We start from the raw sequence: 16,989 nt of genomic DNA, 5'->3' as shown, positions 1-16,989 counted from the left end.
TCCCGTCGGACGCAAAATATCAAATGAAGAAATTGCCCGGGTCAACCTTAAGCCCGAAAGATTTCATGGAGAATGGAATTATACAATTTACCCGAGCCTCAATAATAACTTGTAAAGCTTATTTATTTACAGCTACTTAGAAGGGTTATAACCCAGATAAGGAAACATCTGACCAGGATCACACCCATTAAAAGGCAAGTAGTTTGAAAATAAGAGCTATTCCTTTCAAGAAATACGAACGGATTAAAGGCGGAAAACAACTGGTTTGTTTTCCGCCTTCACATTTCTAAAAAATATTTCTTTTTCGCTTGACAAAACCCAAAATAAGCAGTATAATGACCGACCAGTCAGTCATAAAATGAACATACGTATCAAATGAAAGATTACATTTTAAATACCGCCGCCTCCACGGTGGAAGCCCTTTACCGTTTTTTTGCCTTCCACTGGGAAGTGGCCAAAAGGCTGGCCCGGCCGCCCTATTACCCCACACTGATCTGGGAACAGATGGACCGGGTGGGGGTGGATTCCCTGCCGATTGTGGTGCTGACCTCGTTTTTCACTGGCTTCGTGCTGGCTTTTCAGATCGGCTACGCCCTGATGCGCTTCGGGGCCAAGCTCTATGTGGGCGGCATCGTCTCGGTTTCGCTGGTGCGCGAGCTGGGGCCGGTGCTGATCTCCCTGGTCTTCGCCGGGCGGGTGGGGGCGGGCATCACCGCCGAGCTGGGCTCGATGCAGGTCTCGGAGCAGATAGACGCCATGCGGGCCCTGGCCACCGATCCCATCCGGAAATTAGTGCTGACCCGGTTTTTGGCGGCGGTGATCATGCTGCCGATATTAGTGGTGGTGGGCGACCTGATCGGGATCCTGGGCGGGATGCTGGTCAGCGTGATGAACCTGGGCTTGACCGCCAACTTTTACCGGACCTCGGCGGTCAATGCGCTGGTTTTCAACGACCTGATCAGCGGATTCATCAAACCCCTGATATTCGGTGGGATGATCTCCATCGTGGCCTGCTATTTTGGCCTGACCGCCCGGGGCGGGACCAAGGGGGTGGGCGATGCGGTAACCCGCACGGTAGTGGTTTCCTCGGTCTTGGTCTTTGTACTGGACGCCTTCATCACCAAGGTGTTGTTCCTGTTGGGAATGTGATAGGGATATGGGATTTGATGATTGGGGTTTGTGGGGTTGTCAGTTATCATTTATCGATGAACAATAGACTGCAAGCTGCAAGCTGCAAACTGTAAACGACAAACGTAAAAACTTCGATGATCGAGCTATTTGACATACATAAATCCTTCGAGGGCAAGCCGGTTTTAAAAGGGGTGAGTCTCAAAATCAATCAGGGCGAAACCCTGGCGATACTGGGACGTTCAGGCTGCGGCAAGAGCGTTACCCTGAAGATCATCCTGCGGCTGCTCAAACAGGACCGGGGGCGGATCGTGATTGACGGCGAGGATACCACCGATTACCGCGAGGAGCAGATGCTGTTCTTGCGGAAAAAGATCGGAATGCTTTTCCAGGGCTCGGCCCTGTTCGACTCCATGAACGTCAAGGAGAACGTGGCCTATCCGTTGCGGGAGCACCTTAAACTGAGCGAGGACGAGATCTCCCAAAAAGTGGTCCAGGCCCTCAGTTTTGTGGAGCTTTCCGGCGCCGAGCAGCTGATGCCCTCGGAACTTTCCGGCGGCATGAAGAAACGGGTGGCCCTGGCCCGAGCCATCGTGCTAGATCCGCGCTACATGTTCTACGACGAACCCACCACCGGCCTGGACCCGCTGACCTCGCGCAAGATCAATGACCTGATCAACAAGCTAAAAGACGAGTACAAAGTCGGCTCCATCGTGGTGACCCACGAAATAGCCAATGCCTTTATGGTGGCCGACCGCTTTGAAGTAATCAAGGACGGCGAGATACTTTTCTCCGGAACATCCAACGAACTCAAAGGCTCCAAACTAAAATTCGTCCAGGACTTTATTAAAGGGGGAACGATCGAAAATGCCAATCAATAAACTGTCCCATGAATTCAAGGTGGGCCTGCTGATAGCCCTGGGCCTGGCGGTGGCCCTGATCGCCGTGCTTTCGGTGGGGGAACGCCAGGGGCTGCTAAAACAGCGTTATTTTCTGAACGCCCGGTTCGACGATGTCAGCGGGCTGCAGGAAGGGGCCCCGGTGCGGGTCTCCGGATTCCAGGTGGGAGTGGTCAATAGGATCGCCCTGGTGGAGATCGGGGGCCGCCAAAAGGTGGAGGCCCGCTTAAGGATAGAAAAGCAGGCCCAGTCCCGAATCCGCCGGGGCTCGGTGGCCAAGATCAGCAGCCAGGGGCTTTTGGGCGACAAATTGGTGGAGATAGTCCCGGCCCCCATGGACCAGCCGATGCTCAATAACGGGGAGGAGTTGATCACCATAGTAGTGATGCCGCCCGAGGAGATCCTGGCCCGGGCCGCTGAAATCGCCGACACCATGCGGTCCACGGCGCTGTCTCTGAATGTCATCATGAAAAAAGTGGAGCGCGGCACTGGTACCCTGGGCAAAATGGTGGACGATCCCCGGCTTTATGTGAACCTGGATTCGGCCCTGGTCAGCCTGAATCATCTGATATTGCTGATTAAGGGCAGCAAGGGGACGGTGGGAAAATTGATTAACGACCCCTCTCTGTACAATAATGCCAACCAGGCCATGACCAACCTCAATGTAATCTCCGACAGCCTCAAGAGGGGGCAGGGTAGCCTGGGCAAGATGTTACGGGAGCCGGAGCTCTACAACGCCCTAGACTCCACCTCCCAGCGGTTGAACGTCATTCTGGGCCGGATGGAGAAGGGGGAGGGCAACCTGGGCAAGCTTTCCAAAGACGAGGAATTGTATAAAAATCTCAAGGAATCCTCGGAAGAACTGAACAAACTGATCAAGGACATCAAGAAAGATCCCAAGCGGTACTTCAGCATTTTTTAAATCCAAAGATATTGATCGATTTGAGGAAAAATCCTAACTTTATACAAATCAAAATACGCTACAGGTTACCGATGGAAAAGCTACCGCGCAAGGAACGGGAAAGGCTGGCCAAAAAACAGGATATCCTGAAGGCCGCCCGGGAAGTGTTCGCCCAAAAGGGCCTCCACGTCGCCACATTGGATGAGATCGCCGAGAAGGCCGAGTTCGCCAAAGGCACGCTTTACGGCTATTTCCAGAGCAAGGATGATCTTTTTGCCTGCATGCTGGAGGAAGAACTGGCCAAGTTTGAACAATGCATCAAACAAGTTCTGAATATGCCGCTGGCCCCAGCCGACAAGGTGGAAAAATTAGTCAAGACCATGCTGCTGGCGTTCGAACAGAATGAGGATTTCTTAAGGCTTTTAAGCAAGGAACGTCCGGGGATATCCAATCTGCAGGTGGGGAAAAAGATGATGAAATATTTTAAAACCTTAACTGACGCAGTCTCGGAACTGATCAAAGAGGGAATAAGGAAGGGAGTTTTTGTCACCGTAGATTCCAGACGAACCGCAGTGGCCCTGTTCAATCTGGTCCACGGTTCGGCCATGAGTTCGCTGTTGAACAAGAAAAAGATTAGCGATCCTAAAGAGGCCAAGTTCATCACCGATCTTTTTTTGAACGGGATAAAGGCGTAGTATGGACAAAAAGTAAACGAAGTAGATAAAGGAAGAAGTCGGCCATTCAGCCGAGGCTGTTTTTTATCCCCACTGCATTTAGTGCTTGATATGTTCTGCGGTTTTAGTGTAAAATAACCGCATGCTAAAAAATGCTGGCCGACATAAAATAAAAGAACCCTTGTCCACCTTATTTGAAATTTACCGCAAGCGGGGCGAAGTTTACCGTTTGATAGGAAGTTACGCTAAAGCCCTGAACGACTTTGTGCGGATGTACGCCTACGCATGCCAGGGGCGCCAACCCGGGGTTTGATTATTAACCAAAAAACTTCAACAAAACCCTTGACAAACAATGCTTCTTATTGTAATATACATAAAGTATCTGCTCCCCGTCCGACTGCTGCAAGGCCTCGGGCGGGGTTATTTATTTTCCTGCGGAGATATGCAATGACTATTGAACCAACCGTCAAACGGGCCATTGTTTTTGTAGACGGCCAGAATCTCTTCTTTGGGGTCAAGGAGGCCTTTGGCTGCCAGCGTCCCAATTACGACGTGGCCAAGCTGGCGCTCCGGGTCTGCGAACTCAACGGCTGGCATTTGCACGAAATCCGCTTTTATACCGGAATTCCCGATGCAGCCGACAATCCCCGCTGGAACGCCTTCTGGGTTTCCAAATTATCGGCAATGGGCCGTCATGGTGTGATAGTTTTCAGCCGCCCCTTGCGTTACCGCAATAAGACAGTTAACCTGCCCGATGGCAGCGCGCACACCTTCCTGGTCGGCCAGGAGAAGGGAGTGGACATCCGGATCGCATTGGATATCGTCCGCGCCGTACGGGAAAAGAACTGTGATGTGGCGGTGGTGTTCAGCCAGGACCAGGACTTGAGCGAGGTGGCGGAAGAAGTCAGGCTGATTGCCAAAGAACAAGACCGGTGGATCAAGATCGCCAGCGCTTATCCGGTTAGCCCGGCCGCCATGAATAAAAGGGGCGTCAATAAAACCGACTGGATAAAAATTGACCGGGGATTGTACGATACCTGCATTGACACCAAGGACCATTGGCCTAAGCCGGTTTGAGCCAAGGTTGAACGGAGGCTGGAATGAGGGCGCTTTATTCCCGGCGCATTTTTGGCTTGCTATCTTCTCCTGTTTTAGGCTAAAATGTCTATATGCACAAAAACGCCGGGCGACATAAGATAAAAGAACCCCTGTCCACCTTATTTGAAATTTACCGCAAGCGGGGCGAGGTTTACCGTTTGATAGGCAGTTACGACAAGGCGTTGAACGATTTTAATTACATGCACGCCGCGGCGGTGGTGCAGGGGGACGAAGTGAGGCAGGCGGAGGCCATAAGCTGGCAGGGTTTGGTAAGCCTGGCCAAGGGAGAGTTTGAAAAAGCTGAAGAGCGTTATAACCGGGCGCTGGGGAAATATCTGGCCCACAAAAACCTTACCGGACAGGTGGAGTGTTATAACGGTCTGGGCAAACTGATGCAGTATCTGGAAAAGAACGAAAAGGCCTATGAATACTATGCTTTAGGCTTGAAGATATGCAAAAAGAACGGGGACAAGAAAAACGAGTGTAAATGTTTAATAAATATAGTTGACTGTTATTATGCAATCGGTAAAAAAACGACGGAAGCAATAAAAATATTGGAAGAGTTAGTTGTATATTACGAAAGTCTATCGGACATTAAAAATATAGGGCATACATATAGTAGGCTGGGTTCTTTGTGCATTGATATAGAAGATTATCAAAAGGCATTGAAATATTTAAAGACGTCCGAAGATATAGCAGATAAAATTGGAGATTGTGCAACATTATTAAATATTTATTGTTACGCTGGATTTGCATGTTTCAAAACTCGCCAGTACGAATACGCCAAAACATTATTTTTTAAATGCTATGATCTATCATTAAAACAAGGTTTGAAATACATGCAGGCAGTATCCCTTTTAAATATCGGCGACGTTTATAATGAAATGAATGAAATCAGCCAAGCCAGGGAATACCTGGATAAAATGAGATCAATGAACATAGGCATTCCCGGTCTTAACGAGGAAGCCCAAAGAATAACAAACGAACTAATTCAAAAAGAAAAGGAGGTGAATTGAATGTATATTTGCATTCGTCTGGCAGGACCCAAATACGTGGTGCACCCGGCAACCGAGCAGGCTTATCAGCAATCGGTGGACAAGCAGGAAACCGACGTTTGGTACTATTCCACCAAAAAGGACATCAACGATTTTGCCACGGCCAACGTTTTTGGGGCATATGACTCTTTGGCAGAGGCAAAAGCTGCCATCATGGCCATTGATCCGGAGGCGGTTTATAAGCCACCTGGTAACATCGCCTAAAAACTTAAAGCCGCCCAAAGGGCGGCTTTTAAGTTTCCTTGGGTGTTTGACTTGGCTGATTTGCCGATTGGCTAAAAGGAGACCGGAGATTCTGGTTTACTTTTGAACTCATGCCCACTGTCCCCTTCTCTTGGATAAATTAGGGCTGCCATGATGTTAAGAGAAGGGGAAGGGAAGGGGTTGAGTTCTGGTTCCCCCGCAACCTCACTTTATACACTGATGGAACAGGAGAGTCACTAAACGGTCATTTTTTTAATTTAACTATTGACTTCTTTTCAAAAAAGCGATAAACTGATAACGTTCATATATTCCAGATAGTTATAAAAATTGAGACCGCCATGACTGAAAAAATTGCATCGGAAGAAAAGGTAATTTTTAACCTGGGCAGTGAAAAGTTTGCACTTGGCACCGAGCAGGTTAAATCAATTGAAGAGATGCAGGATATCATTCCTGTTCCTCTGGCCCCGCCCTATGTCACCGGTCTGATCAACCTGCGCGGAGCGATAGTGGCCGTGGTCGACCTGCGGCAAAGGCTGGGCCTGGCCAACATCGAGAACGGCCGGGACATGGTGATTCTGATCGTGGAGCATAACGGCGAGGACGTGGGTTTGATAGTGGACCGGGTGCAAAGCGTGGAATCTTCTGAAATGCAGTCCCAGCCGGTGCCGGAGGCCGTAACCAAGGCCAAATCTGGCAGGTTCTACCAGTCTGTTTTGGGGGTCAAGGACGACAAGGTAATAGTTTTAAATTTAGATAAAATTTTAGCATTGGAGGAGAAATAAATGGGGCACAGGGTTTTAGTGGTTGATGACGCCATCTTCATGCGCACCATGATCTCGGACATCCTCAAAAAGGGCGATTTTGAGGTCTGCGGCGAAGCGGCCACCGGGGCCGAGGCGGTGGAACAGTACAAGAAACTCAAGCCCGACCTGGTGATCATGGATATCATCATGCCGGACATGGGCGGCATCGAGGCGGTCAAGGCCATCATGCAGAGCGATCCCAACGCCAGGGTGCTGATGTGCAGCGCCATGGGCCAGCAGGCTTTGGTGGTGGAAGCCATTCAGGCCGGGGCCCGGGATTTCGTGGTCAAGCCCTTCCAGCCCAGCCGGGTGCTGGAAGCCGCCCGCCGGGTGCTGCAGATCGGCTGATTGCCAAAATCAAAGGGTCTAAAAAACGAGGGCAGAAAACCCGCGTTTGTTTTGGCTTTTTAAGAATTTAACGGCCTTAGAGACATCCTGTCATGAAGATGGACACCAACAAGTATCGGGATCTTTTTGTCTCCGAAACCCGGGAGCATCTGGTCAGCCTCAACCGGGCTCTTTTGGCATTGGAGAAAAACCCGGGCGACCCAGCCCTGCTGGACGAGATATTCCGTTCCTTGCATACCATCAAAGGCATGGCCGGATCCATCGGCCAGGACCAGATCGCCGAGCTGGCCCATAAGGCCGAAGATCTTTTGGACAAGCTGCGCAAGCGCCAGCTAAAGCTGGCCCAGCCCCAGGTGGACGCCATCTTTGAATCCATCGACTATCTGGAAAGCGCGGTGGCCGAGCTGGCCGCCGGGCGCGATCCCCAGCAGGGCTTAAAACAACGGGGGGCCGAACTGGCAAAAAAAATAGAAGCGCTGGTGGCCGCTCCCCAAAGCGCAAAAGCTGAAACTTCCTCAAACGTTTACGGAGGCAACGATTTCTCCCGGATAAACCCCCTAAAAACCGCCGATTCCTTCGTCTACAAGATTCGGGTGCTGCTGGAAGCCGACGCGGCCTTAAAATCCGCCCGGGCTTTTTTAATTCTGCACACCCTGGAGCAGTTCGGGAAAATCGCCTATACCGTGCCCGAACGGCGCGACCTGGAAGCCGAGCGCTTTGACCGGGGGTTCTCGGTGTTATTCGTCACCAACCTGCACAGCGAAAAGGAGATCAAGTCGCGCATCGCCTCCGGCGAGATCGAGGACATCGAAATAGAAGAAGTGGTGGAGGAAACCGAGGAGCAAGCGGTAGAGCGCCGCACCGTCAGCGCCTTTACCCAACTGGCCCAGGAACGGCCCCGCGAGGTCAAGGTTTCCACCGCCAGGCTGGACAAGCTGATGAACCTGGTGGGCGAATTAGTGGTCTGGCGGGAACGGCTGAAACAGCTGGCCCAGATGTCCCAAAACGCCCCGATTCAGGACAGCGTGGACCAGGTGGCCCTGATTACCTCCGAACTGCAGCATCAGGTGCTGGCCTCGCGGTTAGTGGCCATGTCCGAGATTTTTGACCGTTTTCCCCGGGTGGTGCGGGACGCCGCCAAGGTGCTGAGCAAGGATATAGATTTCAAGCTGGAAGGCCGGGAACTGGAGATGGACCGTTCAATTCTCCAAATGCTGGCCGAACCATTAGTGCACCTGTTGCGCAACGCGGTGGATCACGGGATGGAGACCATAGCCCAGCGGAAAGCTTTGGGTAAAAGGAAAATCGGATCGGTTACCCTGTCCGTCCAAAAGGTGAAAGACCAGGCTTTGATAGTGGTGGAGGACGACGGCCGGGGGATAGATCCCGAAAAAATAAAAAAGAAGGCCCTGGAAAAAGGCTGGGTTACCCCGGAGCAGGCCTCCAAACTCAGCCAGAAGCAGGTATTCGATTTTTTGGCCCGGCCTGGCTTCTCCACCGCCGAAAAAGTGACCGAGGTCTCGGGGCGCGGGGTGGGGCTGGATGTGGTCAAGAGCCGGATCGAAGGCATGGGAGGAAGCTTTTCCATCGAAAGCACGGCGGGCAAGGGGTCCCGCTTTCTGCTGAATGTGCCCTTAAGCCTGGCCATCATCCGCACTTTGTTGGTTTCTTCCAAAGATCAGGTTTACGCCCTGCCCATGTCCCAGGTGATGGAAACTTTTGAGCTTAAGCCGGAAAACGTAAAAACCCTACAGGGCAAGACGGCTATTGTCTACCGCAGCCAGGCCATCCCGGTGCAAAAACTTTCCCGGGCTTTAAAACTGGAATCGGAAGCAGGGACCTTGGCCGGTCCTACCGTGGTGCTGGAAAGGCAGGATTCTTACGCCGCCTATATCATTGACCGGATAGTGGGCCAGCAGGAAATAGTGGTCAAACCCCTGTCCCGTTTTTTAAAGTATAATAAAACTTTCAGCGGAGCGGCCATCAGCCGGGAAGGCCAGCCGATGCTAATTGTGGACGTGAATAATCTGGAAACCTGAACACGGGGAACAGATGATAGGGAACGGAAAACGAAGGCAGAAAACGGAGGCAGAAAACGGATATCGGAAGACGAATGAGCCACCGAAACACCCTAAATTCGCGAAACAGGATTTTTCGATTGTTTGGTGTGTTTAGGTGGAAATGAACCTTAAACAAATAACGATAACGAATGAAGGTGATATAAAATGGACGTCAGCAAACTCAAGGACATTCAGTTGGATGCGCTTAAGGAAGTGGCTAACATCGGGGCCTGCCACGCCGCCACCGCGCTTTCCGAGCTTACCGGCGAAAAAGTGATGGTCAACGTGCCGGTGATCCGGATCAATCCCATCGAAGAGGTCTTCAGCTTAGTGGCCAAACCGAATGAAGTGGTGGCCAGCGTGCTGATCTATTTTCTGGGCGACATGACCGGCCGCACCCTGCTGCTGTTTCCCCAGGAAGCCGCCTGGCACCTCACCGACTGCCTGATGCGCCAGCCTTTAGGTACTACCAAAAAATTCGGAGAGTTGGAAGAGTCCGCCCTCAAGGAACTATCCAATGTTTTGACCTGCGCCTACATGAATTCGCTGGGCGATCTGCTGGGCCTGGTGGTGGTGCCCTCGGTGCCCAGCATGGCGGTGGATATGGCCTCGGCGGTGCTGGAGACGGTGTCGCTGGAATTCTCCAGCGACAAGGATATGGTGGTCTGCATTGAAACCGAATTCAGGTTCGTGGAAAAAAACACCACCCTGTACGGATATTTTCTGCTGCTGCCTGATCCGGCCTCGCTGGAGGTGATCCTGAAGGCCATACATCTAGGGTGAGCTGCGCCTCTTAATTTTAAGATTCAAATTATTTTTTTTAATGGATTCCAACCTGCAAAATACCGCCGCGTTGATCAGCCCCGAAGAACAGGGGATCCTGCGCAGTTTCCGGTCCCGGCTGGATGCCAGGGACTCGGCGGCCCATAATAACCTGGGGGTGGTCTTCCATCACAAGGGCATGTTCATCGAGGCCATCGAAGTATTGCAGAAGGCCATCGAGCTGGATCCCAAAAACGTGCTGGCCCGGCATAATCTGGAAGTTGTCTACCGCAAAAGCGGATACTATGACCGGGAGATAGAGCAGGCCAGACAGAACATCGATAGATCCGAAGACTTCTCCTCGCACTTCCGTCTGGCCGAGGCCCTGCGCAATACCGGCCAGTATAAATCGGCCATCGAACATTACCGCCAGGCATTAAAACTGAAATCCGATGATTTCCTGACCCATATTTATCTGGGCCTGACCCTAAAACACCAGGGCGAATTCGACCAGGCGGTCAAAATTTATCGGGCGGCCTTAAAGGTCGATCCCGAATCCTACGTGGCCCACACCGCTTTGGGCGAGATCTATTACAATCTGGGATTGATGGAGCAGTCGATCAACGAATTGCAGGAGGCGATCAAGATAAACCCCGACGGGGCCGAGGCTCACTTCCTGCTGGGATTTACCTACGGCGAAAAGGGCCTGCTGGGAAAGGCCATAGAAGAATCACGAAAGGCCATCGCCTTAAATCCCAATTATGCCCGGGCCCAGGCCAATCTGGGGATCGATTATTACAACCAGGACCTGCTGTCCGAGATCAAACGCCACTCCGAGGACCAGCCCCAGGTATCTCCGGACGGATTCATGAGTCATTACAATCTTGGCGTGAGCTTTAAACGCAAGGGGTTTTTCAAGCAGGCCCTGGCGGAATTTGAGCAGGCGTTGGGGGTGGGCCAGGAATCCGGTATAGTCCACAAGGAACTGGGCGAGGTGTATCTTTTAATGGGCCAGAACCAGCCGGCCATCAAGGCCTACAAGAAAGCCCTGGAGTTCGAGCCCAAAAATCAGAAAATATACAACGATATCGGGCTGGCCTGCCACCGGCTGGGCCTCTCGGACGATGCCGTCCGATGGTATCAGGGGGCATTGGATCTGGACCCCGGTTACGCCATCAGCCTGAACAACCTGGGCATCGCCTATTTTTACCAAAACCAGCCGGAACAGGCGGTGGAGAAGATCCGGCAGGCGGTGGCCGCCAGGCCCCAGTTCGGGGACGCCCATTTCAACCTGGGCCTGTTGTACGCCAAAGCCGGCGATGACGAGATGGCTATGAATGAATATCTGGTGGTCTTAAAACTCAACCCCCAGTCGGTGCTGGCCCACAACAATATCGGCCTGCTGCATCTTAAAAAGAAGAGATACGCCGCGGCCATAGACGAACTTCAGAAGGCCATTGAATTAGACGGGGGGTTTGCCGAGGCCCATTATAATCTGAGTTTCGCCCTGGCTGCCACCGAACGCTACCAGGAGTCGGTGGCAGCATCCAAAAGGGCCATGGAGCTGAAATCTTATTACACCGGCGGCTCCTTTAAGCTGGGGATAGATTTCTTCGTGGAGAACCCCGATCTTTTGATCCTGGAACAATGGCAGGGTTCCGGCCAGGAAAAGGGAACCACCGTCTCGGCCGATATTTTCGGCGGGGTGCTGGAGGACGCTTCCTTAAGGGCCAAATCAACCAGATGGGAGGAGCGGGAGCTTCAGTCCGATCTCCAAAAATTAAAAGATTTGCAAAACCAGGGGAACAACGTCGGAGCCAAGAAACAGGCCAAGGCCATCATCGAACAGCAGCCCCAGAACCCGGCGGCCCTAAAGGCCCTGGCTGAGATCGCCCTGGATGAAAAACAGGGCGCCGAAGCCGCGGTGCGTTACGAAGTGCTGCTCAAACTTTTCCCCGGCCAGTCCGAATATATTTCCGGCTTGAGCCGGTCTTACCTGATTCAAAACCTTCCCGACAAGGCGGTCAGGACACTGGAGGATGGGCTGAAAAATTCATCCCATCCCTCCGAGTTGCAGTTGGAACTGGGTCGGCTCTACTTAAGCCTGGGACAGCATAAACAGGCCCAGCAGAGCTTTGAAAAGGCCTTGAAGGACGATTCGGGCAACATTCACCTTTATCTGGGCCTGGGCCAGGCCTTCGAAGGTCAAGGCCAGCCCGAGGAAGCTGTGATGGCCTACCGCCAGGCCATCACTCTTTCGCCTAAACTGCCTTTCGGCCATTACCGCTTGGGGCTGCTGTTTCTGGCGGCGGGCAAGCCCGAGACCGCGGCCGAGGAGCTTAAAAAAGCGGTGGTCAACAACCCGGCCCATCTGGAATCGCACCTGGCCCTGGGAGAGATCTATCTCAAACAGAACCTTTTGGACAAGGCGGCAGTGGAGTTCGCGGTGGCGGTCAGGATCGCTCCCCAAAGCTTCGAGGCCCGGCTGGGCCAGGCTTCAATGTTCGCCCGCACCGGCAAGGCCGATCAGGCCTACGCCGTCTGCCAGGAACTTATGACCTCCTTTGGCGACCGGGCCGAATTATATCTTTTGCTGGGAAAACTTTTGGCCCACCGGGGCAAAACCCGGGATGCGGTGGAGGCCTGGCAGAAAGCGGCCAATTTCACCCACGACCAGAATTTAAGGCAGCAGGCTGCCAAGGCCATAGACGCGGCCCTGCAGTGGCAGGAAGTGGCGGGATAGGGTGCGTAAAACAAAATACAGAAATTGAATATTAACACTTCGAGATAAAATGAAAGAACCATCACAGCCACTCGCAGAAGTCTTTGGGCATTTGATATCTGATAAATCAGATGAAGCAAGTAGATATAGAAAACGTCGTCTTTGTCCGTTTAACAACAAAGTCCCCAATTGCACCAAAGACAAGGCGGAAAATCCACTCGGTGTATGCAGTATTTTCTACGAAAAACATCCTGTTATCACCTGCCCGATACGTTTTAGGGAAGACTGGATTATTACCGATGATGCCGCTTCATTTTTCTTTAAAGAAGATGCCAAATGGAGTTCTTTAACTGAGGTACGGCTTAGCGATGCTAACGGTAAGGCAGCGGGTAACATTGATGTCGTTCTTGTGGCTTATGACAAAAAAGGCAAAGTTTACGACTTTGGAGCATTGGAGGTGCAGGCAGTATATATTTCAGGCAATGTAAGGGACCCATTTGAACATTATATGGAAGACCCGAAAAAGAGGACAGATTTTGACTGGTCAACCCAGCCGAATTACCCAAGACCGGATTATCTATCATCTTCAAGAAAAAGGCTTGCTCCGCAGCTTCTTTTTAAAGGGGGCATACTTAATAACTGGAAAAAGAAAACCGTTGTAGCTCTAAGCAAGGGGTTTTTTGAAACATTACCCCCAATTAAAAAAGTTAAAAAAGAAAATGCTGATATAGCCTGGTTCATTTACGATCTGGTTTTACAGAAAGGTACCGGCGTTTATAAGTTGTAAAAGGTTGATGAAATTTATACCGAGTTTGAATCGTCGCTGATTTCAATTACGAAGCCAATGCCAGGTAAAATTGACGACTTCATGAAACTGTTGCAAGACAAATTAGACGAACAAATGGAAACGCCCCCGGTAAATAAAACCATAGATAAGCCATTCTAATATGACAGCATATAGGGGAACACTTTCAATACCTGGCATCTGCGTTGACAATGAGCCGGCAAAACCGGTCAATGTCTCCTCGGTGCCGCAACGCAGCATCTTCCGTTACCCCGGAGGCAAAACGTGGTTTGTGCCTACGTTCAGGAAATGGTTTAAAAATGTGCATGCCAAACCCAATGTTTTAGTTGAACCATTTGCCGGTGGCGGAATCATAAGCCTTACTGCTTTGTTTGAACGTCTGGTGCCCAAAGTGGTAATGGTTGAATTGGACGAAGAAATCGCAGCAGTATGGCAGGCGATTGTTGCTGGCAATTCAAAATGGCTATTAAAGCGCATTCTTTCTTTTGATCTGACCAGAGAGAATGTAATTGATGAAATAACACTTAACACGTCATCAATCAAAGAAAAGGCTTTTCAGACGATCCTAAAAAACCGCACCTATCACGGCGGCATACTGGCTGATGGCTCAGGATTATTGAAAAACGGCGAAAATGGCAAAGGTATAAAATCCCGATGGTATCCTGAAACACTGGCTCGCAGACTTAATGATATAAGCTATTTGACAGATAAGATTGATTTCCGATGTGAAGACGGTTTAAAGGTAATGAAAGAATATGCAGCCCGGAGCGATGTAAGGTATTTCATTGATCCGCCATATACCGCTGGCGGTAAAAAGGCGGGTAATAGGTTGTATAGATATTGCGAATTGGATCACGAAGAATTGTTTAAAATATGCGAGTCATTAAAGGGCGATTTCCTGATGACTTACGACAATGCCGAAGAAGTAAAATCATTGGCACGTAAACACGGTTTCCAAATGCGGCTCATACCCATGACGAACACACACCATGCAACGATGGAAGAACTGATAATCGGTAAAGATTTAATATGGTTGGATAAGCTGCCAGCAGTGCACGAACCTTCTGATAGTTACATTACAAGCAAATGCCAAAATAAATCAAGTAAGAAAAACCATTAGATGCCCGGCAAACATGTTGATATTTTATTTTTAATTTTAGCGAGATGGCAATCGAAGGCCCCATAAAAGGACTAAGCCTGATGGACCTGTTCCAGCTGCTGGCCATGTCCCGCAAATCCGGGGTGCTGACCCTGGGCTGGCTAAGATCGGGGATCCTGGTCTAAGAAAGGAGAGATCAAATGGAACAAATCACAATACCAAAAGATAAATTATCAGAGTTCTGCCGTAATTACCATATTTCCAAGCTTTCGTTGTTCGGGTCGGTGCTGGGTGATGATTTCACCACGAAAAGCGATGTAGATGTGCTGGTGGAATTCCAGAGCGACAATGTCCCAGGCTATCTGGGCTTGGCCAAAATAGTCCGGGAACTTTCGGGTCTCTTTGCCGGACGCCAGGTGGACTTACGCACCCCGCATGATCTGAGCCGCTATTTCAGAAAAGAGGTAATGAGCCAGGCCAAGGTGTTGTATGCAGAAAAATGACCGGATAAGAGTGCAACATATGCTTGATGCCGCCGAGGAAATTATTCTGTTTACCGATGGCAAAACCAGAGATTCATTAAATGACAACCGGATGCTGTTGCTTTCAGTGGTCAAAAATCTGGAGATAATCGGCGAAGCGGCAACCAAAGTAACGGAAGAAACCCGGCGGGAGCTTCAAGAAATACCCTGGCCCGAAATAACCTCCATGAGGAATCGCCTGATACACGGTTATTTTGACATAGACGTTGACATCGTTTGGTCAACCATTCAAATTGACTTGGGCCCGTTAAGGGAATTGCTGAAAAAAGCGTTGGCCTGATTTCGCGGCTAAAACCAATCAAAGGTAAACGTCAAACAGTAAACAAATCCCGGATGGTATTTTATTAATTTTTAATACCCCGACCGCTTGCGGCGGGGTTACCGAATCCGAAAAGAGAATAAAGTTGAGTTAGGGAAGACATCTCATTGTGTCGACAAAAACAGACTGCTGCTTTTTAAATTGTAACGTGCGAGGGAGCGGGGAAAAGATACCCCGCCCGCTTGCGGCGGGGTAATTCATTTAATTTTTGATTTGAATTAGATGGCAATCGAAGGCCCCATAAAAGAACTGAGCCTGATGGACCTGTTCCAGCTGCTGGCCATGTCCCGGAAATCCGGGGTGCTGACCCTGGACTCGGCCCATGACGTGGGGCAGGTGTTCTTCTCCAACGGGAATATCATCCGGGCCACCCTGCAGCAGAGCCACGAACGGCTGGGGCAGATAATGCTGAAATCGGGAAAGGTCACCACTCCCCAGCTGGAACGGATACTGAAGGACCAGTCAACCGCCAAGGAGAGGAAGCGGTTCGGGGCGTTGGCAACCGAGAGCGGATTTGTCACCAAGCCGGCGGTCAAGAAGGCCCTCAAGACCCAGGTGGAGGAAGTGGTCTTTGCCATCATGGGCTGGCAGGACGGCTACTTCCGGTTTGAGGAAACGAATGGTCCAAGATCCATTCCAAGCTTCCCGACCTGGATCTGGTGCTTTCGCTTTCCCCGGGCAGCGAACTGGCCTCCGGCAAGCTTGACCTCAAGCCCGAAGAGTGGCTGATAATGGCTACTATCGACGGCAAAAGAACCGCCCGCCAGGTAATCGAGACCGTGGGAGGGAAGGAGTTTGAGACCGCCAAGGTCATATACGGGCTTTGCGTTACCGGCCTGGTGAGGGCCCAGGGCAAGAAAACCGATCTGAAACTAGATCTGCAGGAACCGGAGCAGGATCCCATAAAACAGGGAATAGCATACCTGAACAACGGAAAAATTGAAGAGGCCATTGACGCCTTTACTAAGTTGGTGCAAAAAGACCCGGCGCAGGCCCAGGCCCATCTGTATCTGGGCGAGGCCTATTACCTGGCTGAGTCATACGACGAAGCTGTAATGGAATACAAATTAGCCAGCAAGGGCGAGGAAAACAATCCGGAGATAAATTACTGTCTGGGCTTTACCTACGCCCGTCTGGGCCGGCTGGAACTGGCGGTGGAGCGCTGGGAAAAATTTTTAAGATTCGCCGGCGGCGATAAAAGGGCCGAGAAGGTGCGGGAGCTGGTGACTCTGGCAGTGCGCTGGGCCGAGGGGTTGGAAGGCAAGGCCCGTATCCAGACGGGACCAGCGGAATCAAAGACCGACTCCGCCCGGACTGAGGGGGTGCCTGCGGAACTTTCATCCGAGGTCAAGTCCTGGTTAGAGAAGATGAAGAAGACCAGAGAGGCCAGGGAAAGTCCATAGCCCGGCTTATAGCGTACGGCATACAGCCTAAAGCGTAAAGCCTGCTGTGTTTTCAGTACATTGTCAACGGTCCACAAATCCCAACAAACTAACCCCTACATTCCAATCCCATGCCCGATCCAACAGAAAATAATACATCCGACCAGATGGTGAACGACCCGTCGTCC

General features: G+C 51.1%; 18 protein-coding genes and 1 pseudogene. All 19 read left to right on the top strand.

The window, feature by feature from the left end; translation table 11 throughout:
- Positions 1 to 375 precede the first annotated feature (375 nt).
- The 19 genes and pseudogenes from HY768_02195 to HY768_02105 all read left to right on the top strand — a co-directional run bounded on the left by HY768_02195 (position 376) and on the right by HY768_02105 (position 16,822).
- Positions 376 to 1,149 (top strand): ABC transporter permease, encoded by a 774-nt coding sequence (locus HY768_02195; protein MBI4726030.1) that lies wholly within the window; start codon positions 376 to 378, stop codon positions 1,147 to 1,149.
- A 116-nt stretch (positions 1,150 to 1,265) separates the two neighbouring features.
- Complete coding sequence (locus HY768_02190; GenBank protein ID MBI4726029.1) at positions 1,266 to 2,009, top strand: ABC transporter ATP-binding protein; 744 nt, start codon at positions 1,266 to 1,268, stop codon at positions 2,007 to 2,009.
- Complete coding sequence (locus HY768_02185) at positions 1,996 to 2,949, top strand: MCE family protein (GenBank protein MBI4726028.1); 954 nt, start codon at positions 1,996 to 1,998, stop codon at positions 2,947 to 2,949. Before HY768_02190 ends, HY768_02185 begins: the two co-directional genes overlap by 14 nt.
- Before the next feature lie 71 nt (positions 2,950 to 3,020).
- Positions 3,021 to 3,623, top strand: coding sequence for a TetR/AcrR family transcriptional regulator (locus HY768_02180; GenBank protein ID MBI4726027.1), 603 nt, complete (start codon positions 3,021 to 3,023; stop codon positions 3,621 to 3,623).
- Positions 3,624 to 4,049: 426 nt separating this feature from the next.
- The gene (locus tag HY768_02175; protein MBI4726026.1) at positions 4,050 to 4,679 is read left to right on the top strand and encodes an NYN domain-containing protein; all 630 of its coding nucleotides are present in this window, start codon (positions 4,050 to 4,052) and stop codon (positions 4,677 to 4,679) included.
- Between the two features lie 254 nt (positions 4,680 to 4,933).
- Positions 4,934 to 5,716, top strand: coding sequence for a tetratricopeptide repeat protein (locus HY768_02170; GenBank protein ID MBI4726025.1), 783 nt, complete (start codon positions 4,934 to 4,936; stop codon positions 5,714 to 5,716).
- Entirely contained in the window at positions 5,717 to 5,959 is a 243-nt protein-coding gene (locus tag HY768_02165; GenBank protein ID MBI4726024.1) for a hypothetical protein, read from the top strand. It begins immediately after the preceding gene.
- A 338-nt stretch (positions 5,960 to 6,297) separates the two neighbouring features.
- Positions 6,298 to 6,741, top strand: a complete 444-nt coding sequence (locus tag HY768_02160) for a purine-binding chemotaxis protein CheW (GenBank protein MBI4726023.1) — start codon at positions 6,298 to 6,300, stop codon at positions 6,739 to 6,741.
- A complete protein-coding gene (locus tag HY768_02155; GenBank protein ID MBI4726022.1) occupies positions 6,742 to 7,110 on the top strand; it encodes a response regulator in 369 nt (122 codons plus the stop codon).
- A 92-nt stretch (positions 7,111 to 7,202) separates the two neighbouring features.
- A complete protein-coding gene (locus HY768_02150; GenBank protein MBI4726021.1) occupies positions 7,203 to 9,149 on the top strand; it encodes a chemotaxis protein CheA in 1,947 nt (648 codons plus the stop codon).
- Between the two features lie 186 nt (positions 9,150 to 9,335).
- Complete coding sequence (locus tag HY768_02145) at positions 9,336 to 9,953, top strand: chemotaxis protein CheC (protein MBI4726020.1); 618 nt, start codon at positions 9,336 to 9,338, stop codon at positions 9,951 to 9,953.
- 40 nt (positions 9,954 to 9,993) lie between these two features.
- Positions 9,994 to 12,675: a tetratricopeptide repeat protein gene (locus HY768_02140; GenBank protein ID MBI4726019.1), complete on the top strand. Its 2,682-nt coding sequence runs from the start codon at positions 9,994 to 9,996 to the stop codon at positions 12,673 to 12,675.
- Positions 12,676 to 12,724: 49 nt separating this feature from the next.
- Positions 12,725 to 13,600: pseudogene (locus HY768_02135) on the top strand (hypothetical protein).
- Between the two features lies 1 nt (position 13,601).
- Positions 13,602 to 14,579, top strand: a complete 978-nt coding sequence (locus HY768_02130) for a DNA adenine methylase (protein ID MBI4726018.1) — start codon at positions 13,602 to 13,604, stop codon at positions 14,577 to 14,579.
- Between the two features lie 44 nt (positions 14,580 to 14,623).
- The gene (locus tag HY768_02125) at positions 14,624 to 14,743 is read left to right on the top strand and encodes a DUF4388 domain-containing protein (GenBank protein ID MBI4726017.1); all 120 of its coding nucleotides are present in this window, start codon (positions 14,624 to 14,626) and stop codon (positions 14,741 to 14,743) included.
- Positions 14,744 to 14,758: 15 nt separating this feature from the next.
- Positions 14,759 to 15,061 (top strand): nucleotidyltransferase domain-containing protein, encoded by a 303-nt coding sequence (locus HY768_02120; GenBank protein MBI4726016.1) that lies wholly within the window; start codon positions 14,759 to 14,761, stop codon positions 15,059 to 15,061.
- A complete protein-coding gene (locus HY768_02115) occupies positions 15,048 to 15,380 on the top strand; it encodes a DUF86 domain-containing protein (protein MBI4726015.1) in 333 nt (110 codons plus the stop codon). The genes HY768_02120 and HY768_02115 overlap by 14 nt, the downstream gene beginning before the upstream one ends.
- Positions 15,381 to 15,641: 261 nt before the next feature.
- Entirely contained in the window at positions 15,642 to 16,148 is a 507-nt protein-coding gene (locus HY768_02110) for a DUF4388 domain-containing protein (GenBank protein MBI4726014.1), read from the top strand.
- Complete coding sequence (locus tag HY768_02105; GenBank protein ID MBI4726013.1) at positions 16,079 to 16,822, top strand: tetratricopeptide repeat protein; 744 nt, start codon at positions 16,079 to 16,081, stop codon at positions 16,820 to 16,822. Before HY768_02110 ends, HY768_02105 begins: the two co-directional genes overlap by 70 nt.
- The last annotated feature ends 167 nt before the right edge of the window (positions 16,823 to 16,989 follow it).

This window comes from candidate division TA06 bacterium, assembly GCA_016208585.1.
In the GTDB taxonomy this organism is placed as follows: Bacteria; Edwardsbacteria; AC1; order AC1; family EtOH8; genus UBA5202.
The sequence above is the reverse complement of the archived record's forward strand: the minus strand, read 5'-3'. Positions and strand labels throughout refer to the sequence as shown.

What these genes read in the sequence shown, in the direction of transcription:
- HY768_02110 (MBI4726014.1), top strand. Translation starts at nt 15,642, where the DNA reads ATGGCAATCGAAGGCCCCATAAAAGAACTGAGCCTGATGGACCTGTTC.
- HY768_02145 (MBI4726020.1), top strand. Translation starts at nt 9,336, where the DNA reads ATGGACGTCAGCAAACTCAAGGACATTCAGTTGGATGCGCTTAAGGAA.
- HY768_02160 (MBI4726023.1), top strand. Translation starts at nt 6,298, where the DNA reads ATGACTGAAAAAATTGCATCGGAAGAAAAGGTAATTTTTAACCTGGGC.
- HY768_02150 (MBI4726021.1), top strand. Translation starts at nt 7,203, where the DNA reads ATGAAGATGGACACCAACAAGTATCGGGATCTTTTTGTCTCCGAAACC.
- HY768_02155 (MBI4726022.1), top strand. Translation starts at nt 6,742, where the DNA reads ATGGGGCACAGGGTTTTAGTGGTTGATGACGCCATCTTCATGCGCACC.
- HY768_02175 (MBI4726026.1), top strand. Translation starts at nt 4,050, where the DNA reads ATGACTATTGAACCAACCGTCAAACGGGCCATTGTTTTTGTAGACGGC.
- HY768_02140 (MBI4726019.1), top strand. Translation starts at nt 9,994, where the DNA reads ATGGATTCCAACCTGCAAAATACCGCCGCGTTGATCAGCCCCGAAGAA.
- HY768_02125 (MBI4726017.1), top strand. Translation starts at nt 14,624, where the DNA reads ATGGCAATCGAAGGCCCCATAAAAGGACTAAGCCTGATGGACCTGTTC.
- HY768_02190 (MBI4726029.1), top strand. Translation starts at nt 1,266, where the DNA reads ATGATCGAGCTATTTGACATACATAAATCCTTCGAGGGCAAGCCGGTT.
- HY768_02120 (MBI4726016.1), top strand. Translation starts at nt 14,759, where the DNA reads ATGGAACAAATCACAATACCAAAAGATAAATTATCAGAGTTCTGCCGT.
- HY768_02165 (MBI4726024.1), top strand. Translation starts at nt 5,717, where the DNA reads ATGTATATTTGCATTCGTCTGGCAGGACCCAAATACGTGGTGCACCCG.
- HY768_02180 (MBI4726027.1), top strand. Translation starts at nt 3,021, where the DNA reads ATGGAAAAGCTACCGCGCAAGGAACGGGAAAGGCTGGCCAAAAAACAG.
- HY768_02115 (MBI4726015.1), top strand. Translation starts at nt 15,048, where the DNA reads ATGCAGAAAAATGACCGGATAAGAGTGCAACATATGCTTGATGCCGCC.
- HY768_02130 (MBI4726018.1), top strand. Translation starts at nt 13,602, where the DNA reads ATGACAGCATATAGGGGAACACTTTCAATACCTGGCATCTGCGTTGAC.
- HY768_02185 (MBI4726028.1), top strand. Translation starts at nt 1,996, where the DNA reads ATGCCAATCAATAAACTGTCCCATGAATTCAAGGTGGGCCTGCTGATA.
- HY768_02195 (MBI4726030.1), top strand. Translation starts at nt 376, where the DNA reads ATGAAAGATTACATTTTAAATACCGCCGCCTCCACGGTGGAAGCCCTT.